This window comes from Cytobacillus luteolus, assembly GCF_017873715.1.
Classification (GTDB): domain Bacteria; phylum Bacillota; class Bacilli; order Bacillales; family Bacillaceae_L; genus Bacillus_BV; species Bacillus_BV luteola.
Genome location: NZ_JAGGKM010000002.1, coordinates 88,108 through 106,337 on the forward strand (window position 1 = coordinate 88,108; position 18,230 = coordinate 106,337).

The following is an 18,230-nucleotide window of genomic DNA, read 5'->3' on the forward strand; positions in this document are numbered from 1 at the left end:
TGGTTTACCTCCATCATCTATTTGCAATACTTTCACAATTTATGCGGTTATATGGGATTTTGCCCTGGTTATTTACCTAATTTAAGCATTATTTAGCAAAACAAGAACATGTTATATTAACATGTTCTTGTTTTTTTGCTCAGTTTATTAAACTCCCACAAATTTTCCTAGCATTTAGGATAGTAGCAAGTACCTACGATGATTAATAGGATAAATAACACAACAATTAGTACGAAGGTATTGTTACATGGTGTGGGACAAGTGTATCCGTAACTAGGCGCAATCATTGTTGGTTGAGGTGGAACATTAGCTCCTAATACTGGTGCTGCGTTTACGTTAGCTCCCATATAGGGTGCTGCATTGACATATGCCTCCATGATCATACTTCCTTTCGAAATAGGGTATTTTCACTACATTATACTCACCTATGTTAAAATTGCCCCAATTCGTAAAGAAAATGGGTGAATGTCACAGACGTTTATTGTTAAATTGCTGGTGATAATACGAAAGATAGTGTAGAAAAGAAATTGAGCTTTTATTATGATGACATACCTTATATTGCTTTTTAGGTAAGGGACCTCTTTGTAGAGTGGATATTGCAAATAGGCCCTTAAAGGAAGGGTTAGTAACCAATCTTGTTAAATAAGCTGATTGACTACTACCTGCACGCCTGTATTTATTCAAAAACTCAATCATTTCTTGAGTGCTCTTTATTCCCACACCATGTCCGAAAAAAGTTCCAGCACTCATCGTTACCGCATTTACCCCTCTATACCATGAGGTTGTTGGGTTGTAATCTGGGTTACGGAAATAAACAACGTCCCCAGGTAAAATATGGTCCCCATAGTAGGTATAAATTCCGAGGTCAGGATCTGAATGCCAGCTATATAAATAGAGAGACTGAAATAGAGAGTTAAATAGAGGCTTTCCAATACTCTTGAGCACAGCATGGTAAAAGACAATGATACAAGCAGTCGCACATTCAAAGGCATACTGTGAACTACTTTGATAAATGTCGAGAATGGCATCCGAAGGATTTACGTTCGACTTTAACAGGAATCCACCTTCACTTGTTCGTCTCCAATAGGCTTCATTACAATATGCATACTGAAAAGTCGTAAACTCAGCTTGACTATTATTCATTTCCCTTGCACTTTCTATAATGTTTTTACGGAGGTTCAGTTCAAATAGAAGTTCATTAGACGAAGAATAAGAATATAAGACGCGAGTGTTGGACATTTGCTGAAGAATTTCATTCTCAATACTCCCAACGTTAAATCCATTTGGTTGAAAGGGCATACCAGATATTTGTATCATGTAGTTCTCCTTTCCACTACGGTACTGTTCTTATACTATTCAAGTTTATGTTTAAAGATGTTATGTCTAACTTATGTACATGTATATACTAAGTAAACTATTTAATGAGAAATCACTTCACTTTAACTTGTAATTTTCTGACAACATTATCATTAAGTGATAAAATAGAGAAAAAGTCGTGGGTGGTTAAGGGGTTGTAAAATTGAACTACGAAATGCGAATTGCAAGGATGTTGGCTGAGAATATAGACGGCTTTGTTAAATTTGTTCAAATAAATAATGAAAATAGATATAAGAGTTACATAGAAAATCCTGATAAATATTATCAACTAAAACTACTAGTAGACGAGTACAAGTTTCAACTGCTTGCAGATGAACTATGGCGGATAAACCAATTTGTTTGGAATGAAAAATACACAACGATACTAGTTAATAGCTTTAGAGAGGGAATGACCGTTATTGAAGAATATGTAGATAGAAACTATAACGATTTATTCATATTCACCCCTAGGCTTGATACACTAAAGAGCCTCTACTCTTGTTTATAAAGGCTCTTATGAAAAGTATTAATTAACTCCAAAAATATAAATAGAGTAGGTGATTAAATTGCAAACAAATCCAATTTTGATAGAAAGCGTAAAAGAGAAGGACATGAAATCTATCCTAGATTGGTTTGATTCAAAGAGAGACATATTTTATAAATTTGCTTGGAACTATAATAAAGATCCTAAGGTGATTGAAGATTTATTCTATAATTCCATCATGAACATTTATGATGGAAATCGTAAACTTAAAAAGAACACTAATTTTGAGGCCTGGGTTATTTCAATTTTTTTAAAAGAATGCTGGGAAATCCAAAAAAATAACCAAGAAGAGCCTTTTGTCACGGATAATGTGATATTAAACGATTTGAGTCAATTGGAAAGTAAATATAAAGATACGATTATCCTATCCTACTTCATGGACTTGCCACATGATCAGGTCGCTCATATCCTACAAGTGCCTATTCAAGCGGTAAAAACCAATTTGTTAACAGGAATTCAATTGCTCAGCAAAGACTTTGGTAACACGACCCAACAAGAAGATTGTAAGGAGTTTCAGAATCAATTTTTCGATTACCTAAATTGGTCGTTAGTTAGGGAGAAAAAGATAGATTTAGAGATACATATACACACCTGTCAAAGTTGTCAAAGAGTATTAGGTTCTGTACAAAATGTGGTTTTAACACTAAGAGAGGTAGGCAATCTGGAAATTCCCAATGGGTTCATGAAACATATAACCTCAAAAGTAAATGAAACTTTAACTAGAAGGCTGTTAGTCAAAAAAAAGCGAACAATCAAAAGTATAGTGTTATCATCACTTTTAGGAATAATCCTTGTTGTAGGATTTTTCACAAATGGTTTCGGATATCTTTACTATTCCTGGTTAGACTTTCGCCAACTAGAAGATGAACAAATGCTCGGCTATTTAAAAAGTGGTTTAGGTGAACCATTAAACCTCGAAGAAGAAAGCAATGGAATTAAAGTGAAGATTAAAACGGCTATAGCTGACGAATATCAAACACTTATCTATTTTGAAATAGAAGATACAAATGAAGAAAGTAATAAGTATATGATTAATGTTTTTGATGGGGTGTATATTGAAAATGAAAGAGACATCTTAGATGATCGATCTTTTCCTTTCTTTAATTTTCCTATAGAAAAAATAGGGCAAGAAAAAAATGAAAATATATTTAGTGGAAAGTTCAGTTTGTTACCGATTTCCCAAGAAAGTGGGACTATTAAATTAAAACTAACAAACCTGCTAAAGGTAACAGAGGATTCATCTAGTCCTGAGGAACTGATTTATAGAAACTATAATGAGAGAGAGGTTGTTGTTGGTGATTGGAGTTTTGATATTCCGGTGACAAAGCATGCTTCAGTAGAACAAGAATTAAATAAGCAAATTGAAATAGATGGTGTCCCAATTACTTTTAAAAAGATATACTTTGCCCCAACAACAACTGTCCTTGAATATGACTTTGAAAGAATGCAAGGGCAAAAACACATTAATGAAATCCGTATCCAAAGTCTTGAAAATGAGGGGAAAATATCTAAAGCCCACCTTTATGGGTATCATTATTCAAGAAATGGATTTTATCAAAGTAGTTTTGATTCACATTATTTTGAAAAACCAAAAGAAATCAAAGTCCAGTTTAGTTCGATTCTTTCATTTATAGAAGATCGTGTCACCTTTGACCTTAATAAGGAATCCACAAGCCCTCAAACGATTGAGTATTTAGGTAATACAATATCAATTAACAATATTATAGATGGGGAGCGGAAGAGGGTTGAATTTATAGATGCCCAAGTCGAAGGTAGAGAATATGAATCATTGCATTTCGAGTTTAAAACGGAGAATGATGAACCATTAAACATGAATTATCATTCTAGTGACGGAGTATTAATTGACCGCAATGGAAAAACGTATGATCAAACAGAATATAATTATTTTATGAGCAATACAGAACCTCCGCGCTATTTCCAAACGAAAATTGATGTTGAGTTATTTGAGCAGGGATCTAATGAAGGTGTATTTCCAGATAAGCTGCAAATACATGGATATAGTACTATCAATTATATTGATGACGTGGTAGAAATCTCACTAGATTAATAGGATCTTAACTATAAAGAGGGAGTAACTAGAATTTGGAGTTACTCTTTTTTTGAATAAAAAAACAAACTCAGTTAAGAGTTTGTCTCACAAACGATATCCAGTTCATATTCTTGTTTATCATCATCTTCTCCCATTAGACATGGGAAACACATATCAAAGCCAGATAGTGCTGAACCAATTGCCCATATACTTTGACCACATAAGCAACGAGCGCCTTTTTTCTTACGCTCTGCAAACACCAGCATTCTTTCTTTCGTTTCTCGCTTGTTTAACGCAGAGTTATCTTTAGCCATTTTCTCAAGAAGTTCTTCTATAGATATAGGTATCATAAATTCACCCCCAGCAATGAAGAGAAGTGGGATATATTTAGTTCCCAGCTCCTCGGTATTTTTTAACACCAGCATTCCAAAGGGAAATTGCAATGCCTAAGAAGATCACTCCCATCACAGGAGTAAAAAACGCATACATGTACCATTCATCTCTTCCTAAGAAGTAGGCTGCAGGGTACACCCCGACAAAGGCAAATGGTAAAATCCAGGTTAGCACAAACCGTATGACCTTGTGATAAATATCAACTGGATAACGGCCGTAGTTACCTATGTTGTACATCATTGGCATGATGTCTGTTCGGCTATCAGACCAAAATCCAATTGTAGCAATGGAGATAAAGATACCAGCATAAATAAATGCACCGCCAATTACCATTGCTATAAAGATAAACACATCATACCAAGCGAAGGTTAAACCTAAGTTCGCACCAGCATACACCATAATTACTAAACCAGTAACCACACCAAATAATGATTCTAACTCCATGCGTTCCATAATTATTTGAAATAGACTATGAATTGGTCGTGTTAACACACGGTCCATTTCGCCTTTTACAATATAACGATCATTAAAGTCCCAGATGTTAAAAAAGGATGAAAATAAAGCATAGGGAACAAGGAAGAATCCGTAGATGAAGATTATCTCATCGCGACTCCAACCGCTTAGAAAGGAGGTGTGACCAAATACAACTAAAATGAAAATTAAGTTGACAGCCTGAAATAACAAGTCTGATAGAATTTCGACCACAGTATCAACGCGGTACGTTAATCTTGTTTTTAAATATTGAGAGGCATATTGAAAGAACATTGAAACGTAAAACATATTAGCCTCCTTGTACAATTAATTGTTTTTTTGCGAGTGACCATAACATACGAATCGGAATGAGTAGGATGAATGCCCAAACAGCTTGTAGCATCACAGCAGTAAAAATTTCCTGACCGACAAAGCCTTCTGTAAAAATCATACTAGGGATATAGCTAATCGCCTGAAATGGTAAATACGTCATAACCGATTGCGCCCAAACTGGATAAAAAGAAATCGGTAGTAACAAACCTGAGAATAAGTCAATAACCACACGTTTTGCGCGAATTAATCCTGTATTATTAAATAAAAAGAATGTCATAATTCCAGTCAGTAGGTTTATTTGAGTATTAATAATGAAACTAAACGCAAGTGAAACAAAGAAAAACAGCCACGTTGAAAAACTAGCTGAAAAACTGATTGGAAAAATTAGAGCAACAATGAACATCCCTGGTACTGAGAAAAATAACAAACGGAAAATCCCTTCTCCAAGTCCTTGCATCGTTTTCATCCCCAAATAGTTATAAGGACGAATCATTTCGATTGCAACTTTCCCATCCTTAATTTCATTTGCAATTTCTCGATCAATATTATTAAAGTAAAAAGCTCGTGCCATCCAAGCAACTGCTACATACGTTGTCATTTGAAGCACTGACATCCCTTGAATTTCTTGTTTATCACCATATATAGCTGACCATAAAAAGTAATAGGCCCCGATATTAATACTATAAATTAAAATTCCACTATAATAGTTCGTTCGGTAAGCCAGCATCATTAAGAAGCGAATTCGAATCATTTCAAGATATTTACTCATGAGAGGGCCATTCCTTCTTCATAAATCTTGCGGACGATCTCTTCCGTTGATACTTCATTGATTCGAACATTTTTAATCGGGTTCTTTTGAATAACATCTCTAATGATTTGGGATACAAGTTGCTCATCCCCGTTTACAAAAGCAAGCCAAGTGGTCGCGTCTTTTTGTTCCCAAGTTACATTTTGTATAGTAGGGAGGTCAGCATTTGTGATGACCTTCAGAAAATCAAATTCAACTTGTTTACCTTCAACCGCTTGAGCTTGGAGTTGATTAAGCTTACCGTCATATATGATTTTTCCTTCATCTAATAACACAACTCTTTCACAAAGTGCCTCGATATCTGTTAAGTCATGGGTCGTTAGTAGAATCGTAGTTTTATACTGCTCATTGATCTCTTTTAAAAACTTACGAATCTTTAACTTAACTAATACATCCAATCCAATCGTAGGCTCATCCAAAAAGAGGAGGGGAGGGTTGTGAATAAGAGCAGCTGCTAATTCACAGCGCATTCTTTGGCCAAGAGACAGTTTTCGAACTGGCTTATCTAATAAAGGCCCAATTTCTAACGTCTCAATCACATGGCCCATGTGTCTGTTATAATCCTCATCCGATACACGGTACACCTTTTTTAACAATCTAAAAGATTCCTGCACAGCAATATCCCACCATAGCTGAGAACGCTGACCAAATACGACTCCAATCGTACGAACAAACTCTTCACGTTGCTTATGTGGATTCATCCCATTTACAGTAATCGAGCCTGCAGTTGGTGTTAGGATGCCGGTTAACATCTTAATAGTAGTCGACTTTCCAGCACCGTTTTCTCCAATATACCCGACCATCTCACCTTGCCTTACCGTTAACGAAATATTATCAACAGCCGCAAGCACTTTATAATTACGAGTAAACAAGTCACGAAAAGCTCCTGACAAGCCTGAACGACTTGAATATGACTTAAATTCCTTACGCAAATTTTGAACTTCAATTACGTTCATTTTGATCCTCCTAGATGAAATATACGAACCTTATCACAAAGTATAATTTTATCGTGGGCTTGTACATCAATCAAGTATACAGCACTGTTTGCTCAATCTAAATAGATAAGGGTTCTGTAAAAATTTAAAAAATTCCACACTGTTAAAGGTGTGGAATTTGTTTTTTATATTAGTATTATTACTTATTATACTACTTCAAAAAGCTATTTAAATTGCCTTGTAAATGAATTCTTATCGATGTTGATCAACAAGAATGAGATTGCCATCTGGATCTTCAATTGTGAAATGAGCTGGACCTTCGTTAACAGCATCTGTTTCAGTTAACATTTTCATTCCTTTTTCTTTTAAATGATTTTGGATTTCCCGTATGTCCGTAAAAGTATCGATATTTTCTGCATTTTGATTCCATCCAGGATTAAAGGTAAGAATGTTCTTATCAAACATCCCTTGAAATAAACCAATGACGGAATCACCATTCTTCATAATTAACCAGTTTTGATTGATATCACCACTTAACACGTGAAAACCAAGGTTCTCGTAAAATTCTTTTGAAGCATGAATATCTTTGACATTTAAACTTACAGAAAACGCACCTAGTTTCATTTTTCTACTCCTTTTGGTAACTATATTTTTTGAGGAACAAAAATCCTATATTCAATTTAACTTTCCTAAGATTAAGTTTACAATTATAGATATAATAATGGAAACTTATTTTGATGTTTAAACAATTACAAGTAACAATACTTAGGAGGAGTTCCTTTGAACAAATTTAGTTTATTTGGAAAGTTTACAGTGCAAGAAGGGAAACGTGAGGAAATGGTAGATATTTTGCTAGAAGCAGCAAAATCAATGAAAGATTTGGATGGATGCGAGATATACCTTGTAAATATTTCTGACAGTGAACCAAATACTGTCTATGTTTATGAAGTGTGGAATGATGAAACTGCCCATCAAGCCTCTCTTACCCTTGAATCTACACAAACGCTAATAACTCGTGCGAAGCCAATCATTTCCGGAATGGAGAGAATCGGCACTCTAAAAACAATGGGTGGAAAGGGTATTTAAACAATATCTTTATTAATACATGGGGCGATTCTTTACACATAAAGGCTTTCTTTTAACATAATTTATCTTTGAGAAGCTAATGAAATAATAGCTTCTCTTATTTAGTTCAAGAAGAGGGAAAAAAATTAGCCTGGGCAAAAATAGATGCTGCACTGCTCACTACAGTTATTGTTGTTTTTACATGGGAAATGTTTAACATAATTTTTAATCTCCCTAATACGGGGTAAAATTACTTCACTCCAAAAAGACCCTTATAGATAAGACTATTTATAATTTCAGCCATTTCTTTTGGAGTTCTATCCATCCCTTTGTTTAGCCAGTTTTTTATAACGTGAATACTACCACTGATGATAAATGTGCTCATATATTCAGATGGCTCTTCGTCTAGGTTGGTAACAGCTCTCCAATTTTCCATAAAGAAATGATTGGCGAAAATCATCACTTTCTTCTGAAAGGTAGTGTGTATCTTATCATTAAGAAGTGTTGTACATATTTCATACTTTGATGCAAAGTATTCAAGTAATTTTTCAATAACCTCAGAGGAGTCTTCCTCTTTCTTATAACTAAACTGACTTAGATACCCCTTCATATCCTCTATGATTTCATCTTCTAACTTATCTAGCAAGTCATATTGATCGGAATAATGTGAGTAGAATGTTGAACGGTTGATATCTGCAAGTTCGCAAATCTCTTTTACCGTAATCGATGAAATTTGCTTTACGCTTAATAGCTTCACTAGATGATCCTTTAGTACCATCCGAGTATATTTTTTTCTTCTGTCTAGTTTTTGGCTAGTCATAGTAAAGATTCCTTTCTTTTTCGAGATTACCCAACACATGGGATGAATGTGTTTGATAAATGACGGATGTTGCTTTACTGTTTGTTGATTAGGCAACACGGTGTCTCTATAATGATATAGGGAATAGTAAAACACGGCAAGAGAGGGTGAGTGATTATAGGTATTGCAGCACGAATTATTAAACATAAAAAACCAGTAGCAATTATCTTTACCGTTCTCACAATTATCTGTTCAGTAGCTATGTTAGGGGTGTCGGTAAACTATGACATGACAGAGTACTTACCAGATGACGCTCAGTCTACAAAAGCATTGGAGATTATGGAACAAGAATTTGAGGGAAGTGTTCCTACAAATAGAGTGATGGTGAATAATGTCTCTATTCAAGAGGCCCTTGCTTTTAAAGAAAAACTGGATGAAATTGATGGGGTATCAGATGTAACCTGGTTAGATGATGTCATTGATATAAAAGCTCCACTTGAAATGGCTGATAAAGAGGTTGTGGAAACCTACTATAAAGATGGCAAGGCCTTATTTTCGTTTAGTATACGAGATGGAGAAGAAGTGGCAATTGCCGATGAAATCTATAACCTTATTGGTGAAGAAAATGCAATGGCAGGTGAGTCGCTCAATACAGCTACCCAACAAAAGATGGCTGGAAACGAATCGATGTATGCAGCTGCATTATTAGTTCCAATTATCATCCTCATTTTAGTTGTATCGACCAATTCATGGGTTGAACCATTATTCTTTTTAACAGCTATAGGTGTCTCGGTGTTAATAAACATGGGAACAAACATTTTTCTTGGAGAAGTATCTTTTGTTACACAATCAGTAGCACCTATCTTACAATTAGCTGTTTCCTTAGATTATGCTATTTTTCTACTTCATAGCTTCGCTTATTACAGAGAGAGGGTAGCAGATCCTCATGAAGCAATGGAGCTTGCGATGAAGAAGTCCTTCTCTGCAATTGCAGCTAGTGCGTCAACTACGTTTTTCGGTTTTATTGCATTATCATTTATGGAGTTTGAAATTGGTTCAGATCTAGGAATTAACCTTGTAAAAGGGATTTTATTAAGTTTTATTAGCGTTATGGTCTTTTTACCAGCGTTAACACTATTATTTTACAAATGGATTGATAAAACGAAACATAAACCACTACTTCCTAGAATCAATAAAAAGGGCAGTACTGTTGTGAAAATGCGATACCCGAGTTTAGTACTGGTTTTACTACTACTTGTACCAGCCTTTTTAGCACAAGGTCAGACGGATTTCACTTATGGAATTGGGGATCAGCCAGAGACGACAAGGGCAGGAAGTGATTTGATTAAAATTAAGGAACATTTCGGAGAGAGTACACCTATTGTCTTACTTGTACCTAAGGGTGATACCCCTAAGGAAGAAGAACTGGTTCAAGAATTAGAGAAAATTGCACATGTGACAAGTGTAATTGCCTATGTTAATACTGTAAGTGCTGTGATTCCTCCGGAGTATTTAGATACATCAATTAGAGAACAATTTTATTCTGAAAATTATAGTCGAATTATCTTGCAAACTGATACAAAAAACGAGGGAGAACTAGCATTTCATTTAATTGAACAGGTCCAACGTACAGCACAAAATTATTATGGTAAAGAGGCTTATACAATTGGAGAAAGTGTAACCTTGTATGATATAAAAACTACGGTTCAAAAAGATAACAAGTTAGTTAACTTGTTAACCATCCTAACGATTGCGTTCGTTCTGATTGTTACTTTTAAATCGATTTCAATTCCTATAGTTCTTCTTTTAACGATTCAATCAGCTGTTTGGATTAATCTTTCTGTACCATACTTTACGGATTCATCCTTAGTTTATGTAGGGTATTTGCTTATCAGTATCATTCAGCTGGCTGCGACGGTAGACTATGCAATCCTTCTAACTGATGCCTATAAAGACTATCGAAAAGAGATGCCTGTGTTTGAAGCTGTTAAGAAAACACTCGATGAGAAAATATTTGCGATTGCGATTTCTGGTGCCATATTATCGAGTGTAGGTTTTATTTTATGGATTACCTCGTCTAATCCAATTGTTTCATCAATTGGATTACTACTAGGAAGAGGTGCGCTACTGGCATTTATTATGGTCGTGTTTTTCTTACCAGCTATGTTATTGGTATTCGATAAATTCATTAGAAAAACAACATGGAAAGCAAACTTTTTTAAGGAGAATGATTCATGAGGAGAATAACAAAATTATTACTTGTCTTTGCAGCAATCCTCTTAGTTCTGCCGACTTTTCTTGTAACAGCAGCTTCAAATGACAGTAAGTCAGGGGGAGAACAAGGAAAAATCTCCTCAAAGGATGAAGTGGTGTATGCTAAGCTTAGCGCGACTGGTGAGAGACAAGAAATATATGTAGTAAACATATTAGATATTGAAAAAGCAGGAAGTATAGTGGACTATGGTTCGTATATCAGTCTAAAAAACTTAACGGATTTATCGCAACTAAAACTAGCAGACAACAGGGTGGAATTTACTGCTCAAGAGGGAAAATTTTATTATCAGGGGAACATAAATGATGAACCGTTACCATGGGAAATTACAGTTGCATATTACTTAAATGGGAATAAAATTACACCTGAAGAGCTTGCAGGAAAAGACGGACGTGTAGAAATCCGAATTGCAACTTTAGCTAATGAGCAAGTAGATCCTGTCTTTTTTAAGAACTATTTATTACAAATTTCTCTTTCACTCAATCTAGACCTTTTTGGCAACATTCAGTCACCTGACGGGATACAGGCAAATGCAGGAAAGAACAAACAAATAACATTTACGGTCATGCCTGAAAAAGAGGAAGAGTTTATCGTCGAAGCGGATGTTGTGAGGTTCGAGCTAGACGGGATAGATATCACAGCCATCCCATCTTCTATGTCGATTGATGCACCAAACATTAATGAAATGACAGATGATATGGAAACATTGGCAGATGCCATTAAAGAGATTAACAATGGCGTGGGAGAATTAAATAACGGTGTAAGTGATTTAAACAATGGTGTAAAAAGTTTAAGTAATGGTTCAAAGAAATATAAAGATGGAATTGCTTCAATAGCTGGTTCTTCTTCTGAACTTATATCTGCATCAAAAAGCATAGAAGAAGCACTTGAAACTTTCAGTACAGCTCTTGCAAATCCAGAAGAAACCGGGATCGGTGATTTGAGAGAGTTAGAAACTGGGCTCGCTCAAATGTCAGATGGATTAACAATTACAGCAGAAGGATTAGCTACTTTAAAAGATAATTATGTTAATGCTTATAGTGCGTTAAATAGTTCAATGGAAGCTATTCCAGATTATGTGATTACAGAAGAGCAAATCCAACAACTCTATAACAGTGGTGCAAATCAAACGGTAGTTAATCAATTAATTGAAACCTACTCAGCTGCACGTAAAGCAAAAGGAACCTATTTAGCTGTAAAAGAAGCATTTGACGCAGTAACTGCAACTTTAGAGCAAGTCAGCGGTTCTCTTGCAGAAATGGCAAACGGTATAGACAAAATGGCAAAGGGTCTTGCAGATGCACAGGCAGACACAAATGTTGCCGATACCCTGGCGCAACTACAGGAAGGACTTAGTCAATTATCTTCAAATTATAAAGCGTTTCATACTGGATTAGTGGACTATACAGGGGGAGTAGGGCAATTATCTAGCGTTTATCATGAGATGCACACTGGAATTGCAGAGCTTTCTAAAGGAACGGGTGAATTAGGAAAAGGTGTTGGTAAGCTTCATGATGGAACAACTGAACTTCATGAATCGACTAACAACTTACCGGCACAAATGAAAGAAGAAGTTCGTGAAATGATGGCAGAGTTTGATAAATCCGATTTTGAACCAGTTTCCTTTGTTTCACCAAGAAATGAAAACATCCATTCTGTTCAATTTGTTTTTAAAACAGAAAGTATTAAAAAGGAAGAACCAATAGAGACTGTAAAATTAGATCAAGAACCAAAAGGATTCTGGGCTCGTTTGATGGAGTTATTTAAATAAGAAAATGTATAGTTGGTACTAGCCATTATGGTTGGTGCCTTTTTTTGATGTAATAGAGGATGTCCCTTCGGAGGAGCGAAGGGACTGTAAAGGTTTATTTTTTGCAATTAGAACATACCGTTTTCATTAGTTGAATTGTCTGGAATCGCTTGGCCAATATCCCATAACTCAACTATTTTATCATCTTTAAATTGAAAAATATGTACAAGTGCAAAACCAAGGTCACCTGGATTCTGCTTCACATGGGAGAATACCGTAACTGTCTCATTTTCTTGAATAACCTGTTTTACCTCAAGTTCCTTCTGAGGGTTATTTGCTGCGTCATCTTCCATCGCGAGCATAAGAGATTCTGCATCTCCACGGAAATAAGGGTTGTGGTGTTTGAAGTCAGGTGCTATGAATCTCTCATAAGCTTCACGTACTTTACCTGATGCTACGAGCTTAAGAAAAGAAACTGCTTTTTCTTTAAGCGAAAAGGTAGATGTTGGTTGTTGTTCCATACTCATTTCTCTCATCCTTTCATTATTCGAATCAATCATAGTGTTTTTGAATTAACAGAAGTGTAAGGGATAGGTTGGTCTATGTCAATTGAATCTGACTCGAAATCACTTTCGACAAGTGCGTTCGGCATTTGTCGAATTTATAAAATCAGCATTTCGACAAGAGTGTATTGTGTGTCGAATGACATGCCTCTCATTCGACAGAAGGGTGAAAGTTGTCGAGCTCTAGTTGAAGTCTCTTTCGACAAATGCGTGGCATTTGTCGAAAGAGACACCTGATAACCTAACCTGGTACACGTATATCTCTTTATGTGCCCTCAGTTCGCTGGTTTCCTTGATTAGAGGGCTCATAAAACCGATTTAAACCGTGATTTTGCACCTAATTAATTAATTCGATTTATGAAATTCGTTGACGAATTTCAGCTTTGGTACTCAAACTGGAATGAAATATGTTTTATTTGAAGATTTTAAAGTAGGATTACACTTGGATTAAACAAAAATGGCACCAGTGGACTATTCCTCTGGTGCCATCTACTTTACCAAATAAACAAAGCAACAATGGTCGATATGATTAATCCTAATATTACCGGCTTAAAGTTTTTCCGAACAAGATCCATAACAGGAACTCCACATAATCCTGCAACTGCAACGAGTGAGGACCAGGCAATGATAGTTCCTCCACCAGTCCAGATAGAACCCATTTGACCTATGGCTGCCAAGGTAGAAGGGTCAACTGAATTGGATGCTAGTGCTCCTGATAAAGCGCCGGTTAATGGTAAACCTGAAAAACCAGATCCATCTAGTCCGGTGATGATTCCGATTAATAAGATACCAAAGGCTGACAATATCATATTTTCGGGGATGACTGTCTGACCAGCCTGAACTAAATCAAATAGAAAGGCTGGACTAGCTTGATCTCCTAGAGATAATATACTTGCTGAAAAATCTCCACTACCAAGGAAGAAGAACCCTGCAATAGGAATAACGGGTCCCATTGCTTTAAAGGCAAAGACAAATCCCTCTGTAATATGTTCACTTATTCTCTCTAAAGCATCACTTTTATCTTTTGTAAGAGTCGCGAAGGCGAGTAATAATACAGCAACGCCGCCGATAAAGGCAGCACCGTCACCGCCTTCAAAGCCTCCCATTCGACCACCACTAAGCTTTGTATAAACCATGAAAATCATAACTGCAAGCATCGATAGTGGAACTATAATAGCGAATACTTTACTTTTTACTCCTTGATGAACAGGTTTATTTTTACCGTCTTCATCCTGTTTGCTTTGTAAAAGGTTTATTTCTTTTTCGATTGCAGGGTCATCTGATTTTCGCATATGCTTTCTAAATCCTAGATATCCCAATAGAATAGCAACAATTCCTGTTACTAAAGATAATACTAATGCTTTTTGAGCAACGATTGCTTGATCAATTCCTGCGGCTGTGGCACTTAAACCTGGAGCAACTTGGATGACATAGTCTGAAGAGAGTGCCATTCCTTGACCAGCAAGGGCTACTGCCATAGCGGCACCCATTACTGGCAACCCAGCTCTTACCGCTGCTGGTACGAGTAATGCACAAATGAGAGGAACTGCGGGTGTAGGCCAGAAAAAGAGCGAAATGGCATATGTGACACCGATGAGTGTAAAGTAAGCAATATGTCCATTCTTCATCACCTTTTGTAAGGGGGAAATCATTTGTTTATCTGCGCCTAAGTCCTTTAATGATTGAAGCAAAGCAACCATAAAGGTAATAATTAGAAAAATACTAAACAGTTCTTTTGCGGCGGTTAAATTCGCGTTAAACACGGAAGTGAAACCACCTACAAGACTGCCTTTATATACCCACGCTACAAGAAATGTACCTAGTAATGTTGGTAAAACGACACCTTTCTTGAAAATCATAGTCAGTATAACAGCTAATGTAACAAGCAAATATAACCAATGAGCAAGTGTTAATTCCACCTTAACTTCCTCCTTTTTTACCTCATGTGAAACCCCTTCAGGTTGGATATATCCTATGCACACATGCCTATTATGGTGATGAACCGAAAGATAACATTGATTTTATAGAGACACATTCTATGACCATTCCTATGACACTACAAACTTTAAAGTTGACCTTTATAGGATTATGAATTACCATATGTTTAAACACTTAAACATTTAAACGCTATTTACAAATAAACTTATTTAGCGTTATTCAGGAGGAAAAAAATGAACAAAACAGTATTAATAACTGGAGCAACTAGTGGATTAGGCTATGATTTTGTAAAACTATTTGCAAATGATGGATACAATCTTGTCCTAGTTGCGAGAAGTACACAAAAAATGGAGGAAATTAAACAAACCTTCAAAAATATAAAGGTTACAATTATCACAAAAGATTTAACTAGAGTTGGAGCAGCCAAAGAGGTATATGAGGAAATTGAAAAACAAGGGATATTCATCGATGTCCTAGTGAACAATGCAGGATATGGTTTAATGGGTGAGTTTGATAAACTTGATTTGCAGGCTCAGGTAAATATGATTCAATTGAACGTGACAGCTTTAACTGAATTAACGTATTACTTCTTACCGAAAATGAAAGAAAAGAACAGTGGTAGAATTTTAAATGTTGCTAGTACAGCAGCTTTTCAGCCAGGTCCTTTAATGGCGGTATATTATGCTACGAAGGCATATGTCCTATCATTTTCAGAAGCACTTGTTGAAGAACTGTACAATCATTCAATTACAGTTACCACCTTATGTCCTGGTGCAACAAAAACGAATTTTGGCTCAGTTGCAAGTGTCGAAGGAACAAAAATGTTTAGTCGAGCTATGTCCTCTGAGAGTGTTGCAAAAGAAGGCTATATTGGTTTATTAAAAGGAAAGCGGGTTATTATTACAGGCAACTTTAATAAAATGGGAGCAATTAGTGCTAAATTTCTACCAAGAAGCCTTGCTGCAAAAGTAGCTAAATATGTAGCAGGAGAAAAATAAGAAGTTAGACTAAAATTATGGGGGAATCAATGATGGCACAACAAGCAATTGAAGTATTCAGAGCATGTATTCCTTTATTCAATGCTTTAAGTGACCCCGCAAGGCAAGATATCGTTCTTTTACTTGCAGAACATGAGTCACTTAGCGTAAATGAGATTGCCAACCATTCAAAGTTGTCCCGTCCAGCTATTTCACACCATTTAAAAATTATGAGGGACAACAATCTTGTGACTATCGAACAAATAGGAACTGTACGAAATTATTCTCTCTCTCTAGAAAAAAGTGTAAAACAGCTTAAGCAACTAATAAACATTGTTGAGAGTGAATGTATTTTTGATGATAAGGGTGAGAAGGATGACGTTTGAAGAAATAATGATAAAGCTTGAAGAACTAGGTACGGACCAAACTAAGCAAATTTATTTAAACCATGGGGTAAAGGAACCTTACTTTGGCGTAAAGATCGGAGACTTAAAAAAGCTTGTAAAGTATGTTAAAAAAGACCATGAGTTAACATTGAAGCTATATGATTCAGGAAATCATGATGCCATGTATCTGGCAGGTCTTTCCGTTAATCCAAAGCTCATCTCAAAAGAAACTTTACAAGATTGGGTGCAAAAAGCTTACTGGTATATGATAGCAGAATACACAGTCGCACAGGTTGCAGCTGAAAGTGGGTATGGCCTTGAATTGGCCAGAGAATGGATGAAATCAGAGCAAGAAATGATTGCAGTTGCGGGTTGGAGTACGTATTCAAATTACCTATCAATTACATCTAATGAAGAATTGGACTTCTCTGAAATTAGAGATTTGTTGAACAAGGTAAGAGAGACAATTCATGATGAGCATAACAGAGTAAGATATGTTATGAATGGATTTGTGATTTCTGTTGGGTCTTACGTTCCAGAGTTAACAAAAGAAGCTAAGCAAGTAGCTGAAGCCATTGGGAAGGTTCATGTTGATGTCGGCAATACAGCATGTAAAGTTCCACTTGCAGTAGAATATATAGAAAAAGTAGTTGATAAAAATAAAGTCGGTATCAAGCGTAAGACTTGTATTTGCTGACTGTAAAAAAAAATAACCACCTTCACATTCTTTATGTGAAGGTGTTATTTATTTTACAACTTTAAAATAGCTCCATGTCTGTATACTCATCCTTGAATCTTAACGGAATCAAGTAATCATAAATCTTACTTTTTTTTCTGCTAACTGGTTAACAACTAAACAACTTCGAGATAAAAACTGTAATTTAAGACACCTTTCTCATATTGCTAGCGGCACAAAAATATAGAAACTAACGTATTGAAAAACGGAAAACTATCTTATTATTAGCTATGCTTTTTATACTGAATGGGAAACCTTTTTTCGTTCTAAACGTATAACCAATATAGACACTTAGTGAAGGTGGAACTTTTTATGAAATATCGCTCTAAGAAAGACCTATGGCTGACAATTATTGTCTGGGGAGCAATGCTCTTTTCTATTGGAAACAGTACCTATGCTTTGATGGAAAGTGAAGTGGGAGCTGTGGGTTATTTCATTATTTTAGCGATTGGAATAGGACTTCCATTTTTTGTACTGTGGATGTGGATAACAACGTATTATGTTTTCACTGAAGATAGTTTAATCGTAAGGTTTGGCCCTTTCAAAAAAACTGTCCCACTTGATTCAATTACTTCAGTGAAAAAAACTACAAATCCATTCTCTAGTCCGGCACTTTCTATGAAAAGGTTAGAAATTTTGTATGGGAAGTACAATATAGTGCTTATCTCACCAGAAAATCGAGATACTTTTATGGAATTGCTTAGAGAGCGTTGTCCTCAAGCAAATGTGGGCAAATAGTAAAGTTCATTGCAGGGGGAGATTACCCCTGTTTTTTTATAAAACCGTTACAACTTCTTGTTTACTAGTTTTTTGGTAGTTTTTTATATTAACACCTAGCCAAGACAACTTTTTGT

At 35.8% G+C, this 18,230-nt stretch carries 18 protein-coding genes and 1 pseudogene; 9 read left to right on the forward strand and 10 right to left on the reverse strand.

What is annotated here, in order from left to right:
- Positions 1 to 167: 167 nt before the first annotated feature.
- Together J2Z26_RS22085 and J2Z26_RS05300 are read right to left on the reverse strand one after the other, a co-directional pair.
- Positions 168 to 272 (reverse strand): annotated as a pseudogene (locus J2Z26_RS22085) (YjcZ family sporulation protein); the annotation flags it as partial.
- A 196-nt stretch (positions 273 to 468) separates the two neighbouring features.
- Positions 469 to 1,317 (reverse strand): protein-glutamine gamma-glutamyltransferase, encoded by an 849-nt coding sequence (locus tag J2Z26_RS05300; protein ID WP_193536246.1) that lies wholly within the window; start codon positions 1,315 to 1,317, stop codon positions 469 to 471.
- Between the two features lie 202 nt (positions 1,318 to 1,519).
- On the opposite strand from J2Z26_RS05300, the gene J2Z26_RS05305 reads away from it, so the two are divergent.
- The gene (locus J2Z26_RS05305; protein ID WP_193536248.1) at positions 1,520 to 1,864 is read left to right on the forward strand and encodes a hypothetical protein; all 345 of its coding nucleotides are present in this window, start codon (positions 1,520 to 1,522) and stop codon (positions 1,862 to 1,864) included.
- A 58-nt stretch (positions 1,865 to 1,922) separates the two neighbouring features.
- Positions 1,923 to 3,968: a DUF4179 domain-containing protein gene (locus J2Z26_RS05310; RefSeq protein WP_209794315.1), complete on the forward strand. Its 2,046-nt coding sequence runs from the start codon at positions 1,923 to 1,925 to the stop codon at positions 3,966 to 3,968.
- 74 nt (positions 3,969 to 4,042) lie between these two features.
- Here J2Z26_RS05310 and J2Z26_RS05315 read toward each other — a convergent pair whose 3' ends face one another.
- The 5 genes from J2Z26_RS05315 to J2Z26_RS05335 all read right to left on the reverse strand — a co-directional run bounded on the left by J2Z26_RS05315 (position 4,043) and on the right by J2Z26_RS05335 (position 7,514).
- A complete protein-coding gene (locus J2Z26_RS05315; RefSeq protein WP_193536252.1) occupies positions 4,043 to 4,300 on the reverse strand; it encodes a hypothetical protein in 258 nt (85 codons plus the stop codon).
- 37 nt (positions 4,301 to 4,337) lie between these two features.
- Positions 4,338 to 5,123, reverse strand: a complete 786-nt coding sequence (locus J2Z26_RS05320; protein WP_193536254.1) for an ABC transporter permease — start codon at positions 5,121 to 5,123, stop codon at positions 4,338 to 4,340.
- Position 5,124: 1 nt separating this feature from the next.
- Positions 5,125 to 5,916, reverse strand: a complete 792-nt coding sequence (locus J2Z26_RS05325) for an ABC transporter permease (protein WP_193536256.1) — start codon at positions 5,914 to 5,916, stop codon at positions 5,125 to 5,127.
- The gene (locus J2Z26_RS05330) at positions 5,913 to 6,911 is read right to left on the reverse strand and encodes an ABC transporter ATP-binding protein (RefSeq protein ID WP_193536258.1); all 999 of its coding nucleotides are present in this window, start codon (positions 6,909 to 6,911) and stop codon (positions 5,913 to 5,915) included. Before J2Z26_RS05330 ends, J2Z26_RS05325 begins: the two co-directional genes overlap by 4 nt.
- 231 nt (positions 6,912 to 7,142) lie before the next feature.
- Positions 7,143 to 7,514 carry a VOC family protein gene (locus J2Z26_RS05335; RefSeq protein ID WP_193536260.1) on the reverse strand — a complete coding sequence of 124 codons (372 nt, stop codon included), beginning with the start codon at positions 7,512 to 7,514 and terminating at the stop codon, positions 7,143 to 7,145.
- Between the two features lie 156 nt (positions 7,515 to 7,670).
- On the opposite strand from J2Z26_RS05335, the gene J2Z26_RS05340 reads away from it, so the two are divergent.
- Positions 7,671 to 7,976: a putative quinol monooxygenase gene (locus J2Z26_RS05340; protein WP_193536262.1), complete on the forward strand. Its 306-nt coding sequence runs from the start codon at positions 7,671 to 7,673 to the stop codon at positions 7,974 to 7,976.
- Positions 7,977 to 8,205: 229 nt separating this feature from the next.
- Here J2Z26_RS05340 and J2Z26_RS05345 read toward each other — a convergent pair whose 3' ends face one another.
- Positions 8,206 to 8,775, reverse strand: coding sequence for a TetR/AcrR family transcriptional regulator (locus J2Z26_RS05345; RefSeq protein ID WP_227413702.1), 570 nt, complete (start codon positions 8,773 to 8,775; stop codon positions 8,206 to 8,208).
- A 153-nt stretch (positions 8,776 to 8,928) separates the two neighbouring features.
- Here J2Z26_RS05345 and J2Z26_RS05350 point away from each other — a divergent pair, with 153 nt between their 5' ends.
- Together J2Z26_RS05350 and J2Z26_RS05355 are read left to right on the forward strand one after the other, a co-directional pair.
- A complete protein-coding gene (locus J2Z26_RS05350; protein ID WP_193537321.1) occupies positions 8,929 to 10,992 on the forward strand; it encodes an efflux RND transporter permease subunit in 2,064 nt (687 codons plus the stop codon).
- On the forward strand, positions 10,989 to 12,797 hold the full coding sequence (locus J2Z26_RS05355; protein ID WP_193536264.1) for a methyl-accepting chemotaxis protein: 1,809 nt from the start codon (positions 10,989 to 10,991) through the stop codon (positions 12,795 to 12,797). Before J2Z26_RS05350 ends, J2Z26_RS05355 begins: the two co-directional genes overlap by 4 nt.
- Positions 12,798 to 12,904: 107 nt before the next feature.
- On the opposite strand, the gene J2Z26_RS05360 is transcribed toward J2Z26_RS05355, so the two are convergent.
- Positions 12,905 to 13,303 carry a nuclear transport factor 2 family protein gene (locus J2Z26_RS05360; RefSeq protein ID WP_193536266.1) on the reverse strand — a complete coding sequence of 133 codons (399 nt, stop codon included), beginning with the start codon at positions 13,301 to 13,303 and terminating at the stop codon, positions 12,905 to 12,907.
- A 530-nt stretch (positions 13,304 to 13,833) separates the two neighbouring features.
- A complete protein-coding gene (locus tag J2Z26_RS05365) occupies positions 13,834 to 15,258 on the reverse strand; it encodes a hypothetical protein (protein WP_193536268.1) in 1,425 nt (474 codons plus the stop codon).
- Positions 15,259 to 15,510: 252 nt separating this feature from the next.
- Here J2Z26_RS05365 and J2Z26_RS05370 point away from each other — a divergent pair, with 252 nt between their 5' ends.
- The 4 genes from J2Z26_RS05370 (at position 15,511) to J2Z26_RS05385 (ending at position 18,114) form a co-directional block, all read left to right on the forward strand.
- Entirely contained in the window at positions 15,511 to 16,275 is a 765-nt protein-coding gene (locus J2Z26_RS05370; RefSeq protein ID WP_193536270.1) for an SDR family NAD(P)-dependent oxidoreductase, read from the forward strand.
- Between the two features lie 32 nt (positions 16,276 to 16,307).
- Positions 16,308 to 16,640 (forward strand): ArsR/SmtB family transcription factor, encoded by a 333-nt coding sequence (locus J2Z26_RS05375; RefSeq protein WP_193536272.1) that lies wholly within the window; start codon positions 16,308 to 16,310, stop codon positions 16,638 to 16,640.
- On the forward strand, positions 16,630 to 17,337 hold the full coding sequence (locus tag J2Z26_RS05380; RefSeq protein WP_193536274.1) for a DNA alkylation repair protein: 708 nt from the start codon (positions 16,630 to 16,632) through the stop codon (positions 17,335 to 17,337). Before J2Z26_RS05375 ends, J2Z26_RS05380 begins: the two co-directional genes overlap by 11 nt.
- A 351-nt stretch (positions 17,338 to 17,688) precedes the next feature.
- Complete coding sequence (locus J2Z26_RS05385; RefSeq protein WP_193536276.1) at positions 17,689 to 18,114, forward strand: PH domain-containing protein; 426 nt, start codon at positions 17,689 to 17,691, stop codon at positions 18,112 to 18,114.
- Positions 18,115 to 18,230 lie beyond the last annotated feature (116 nt).

What these genes read in the sequence shown, in the direction of transcription:
- J2Z26_RS05360 (WP_193536266.1), bottom strand. Translation starts at nt 13,303, where the DNA reads ATGAGTATGGAACAACAACCAACATCTACCTTTTCGCTTAAAGAAAAA.
- J2Z26_RS05335 (WP_193536260.1), bottom strand. Translation starts at nt 7,514, where the DNA reads ATGAAACTAGGTGCGTTTTCTGTAAGTTTAAATGTCAAAGATATTCAT.
- J2Z26_RS05325 (WP_193536256.1), bottom strand. Translation starts at nt 5,916, where the DNA reads ATGAGTAAATATCTTGAAATGATTCGAATTCGCTTCTTAATGATGCTG.
- J2Z26_RS05380 (WP_193536274.1), top strand. Translation starts at nt 16,630, where the DNA reads ATGACGTTTGAAGAAATAATGATAAAGCTTGAAGAACTAGGTACGGAC.
- J2Z26_RS05355 (WP_193536264.1), top strand. Translation starts at nt 10,989, where the DNA reads ATGAGGAGAATAACAAAATTATTACTTGTCTTTGCAGCAATCCTCTTA.
- J2Z26_RS05370 (WP_193536270.1), top strand. Translation starts at nt 15,511, where the DNA reads ATGAACAAAACAGTATTAATAACTGGAGCAACTAGTGGATTAGGCTAT.
- J2Z26_RS05345 (WP_227413702.1), bottom strand. Translation starts at nt 8,775, where the DNA reads ATGACTAGCCAAAAACTAGACAGAAGAAAAAAATATACTCGGATGGTA.
- J2Z26_RS05330 (WP_193536258.1), bottom strand. Translation starts at nt 6,911, where the DNA reads ATGAACGTAATTGAAGTTCAAAATTTGCGTAAGGAATTTAAGTCATAT.
- J2Z26_RS05300 (WP_193536246.1), bottom strand. Translation starts at nt 1,317, where the DNA reads ATGATACAAATATCTGGTATGCCCTTTCAACCAAATGGATTTAACGTT.
- J2Z26_RS05315 (WP_193536252.1), bottom strand. Translation starts at nt 4,300, where the DNA reads ATGATACCTATATCTATAGAAGAACTTCTTGAGAAAATGGCTAAAGAT.
- J2Z26_RS05320 (WP_193536254.1), bottom strand. Translation starts at nt 5,123, where the DNA reads ATGTTTTACGTTTCAATGTTCTTTCAATATGCCTCTCAATATTTAAAA.
- J2Z26_RS05385 (WP_193536276.1), top strand. Translation starts at nt 17,689, where the DNA reads ATGAAATATCGCTCTAAGAAAGACCTATGGCTGACAATTATTGTCTGG.
- J2Z26_RS05375 (WP_193536272.1), top strand. Translation starts at nt 16,308, where the DNA reads ATGGCACAACAAGCAATTGAAGTATTCAGAGCATGTATTCCTTTATTC.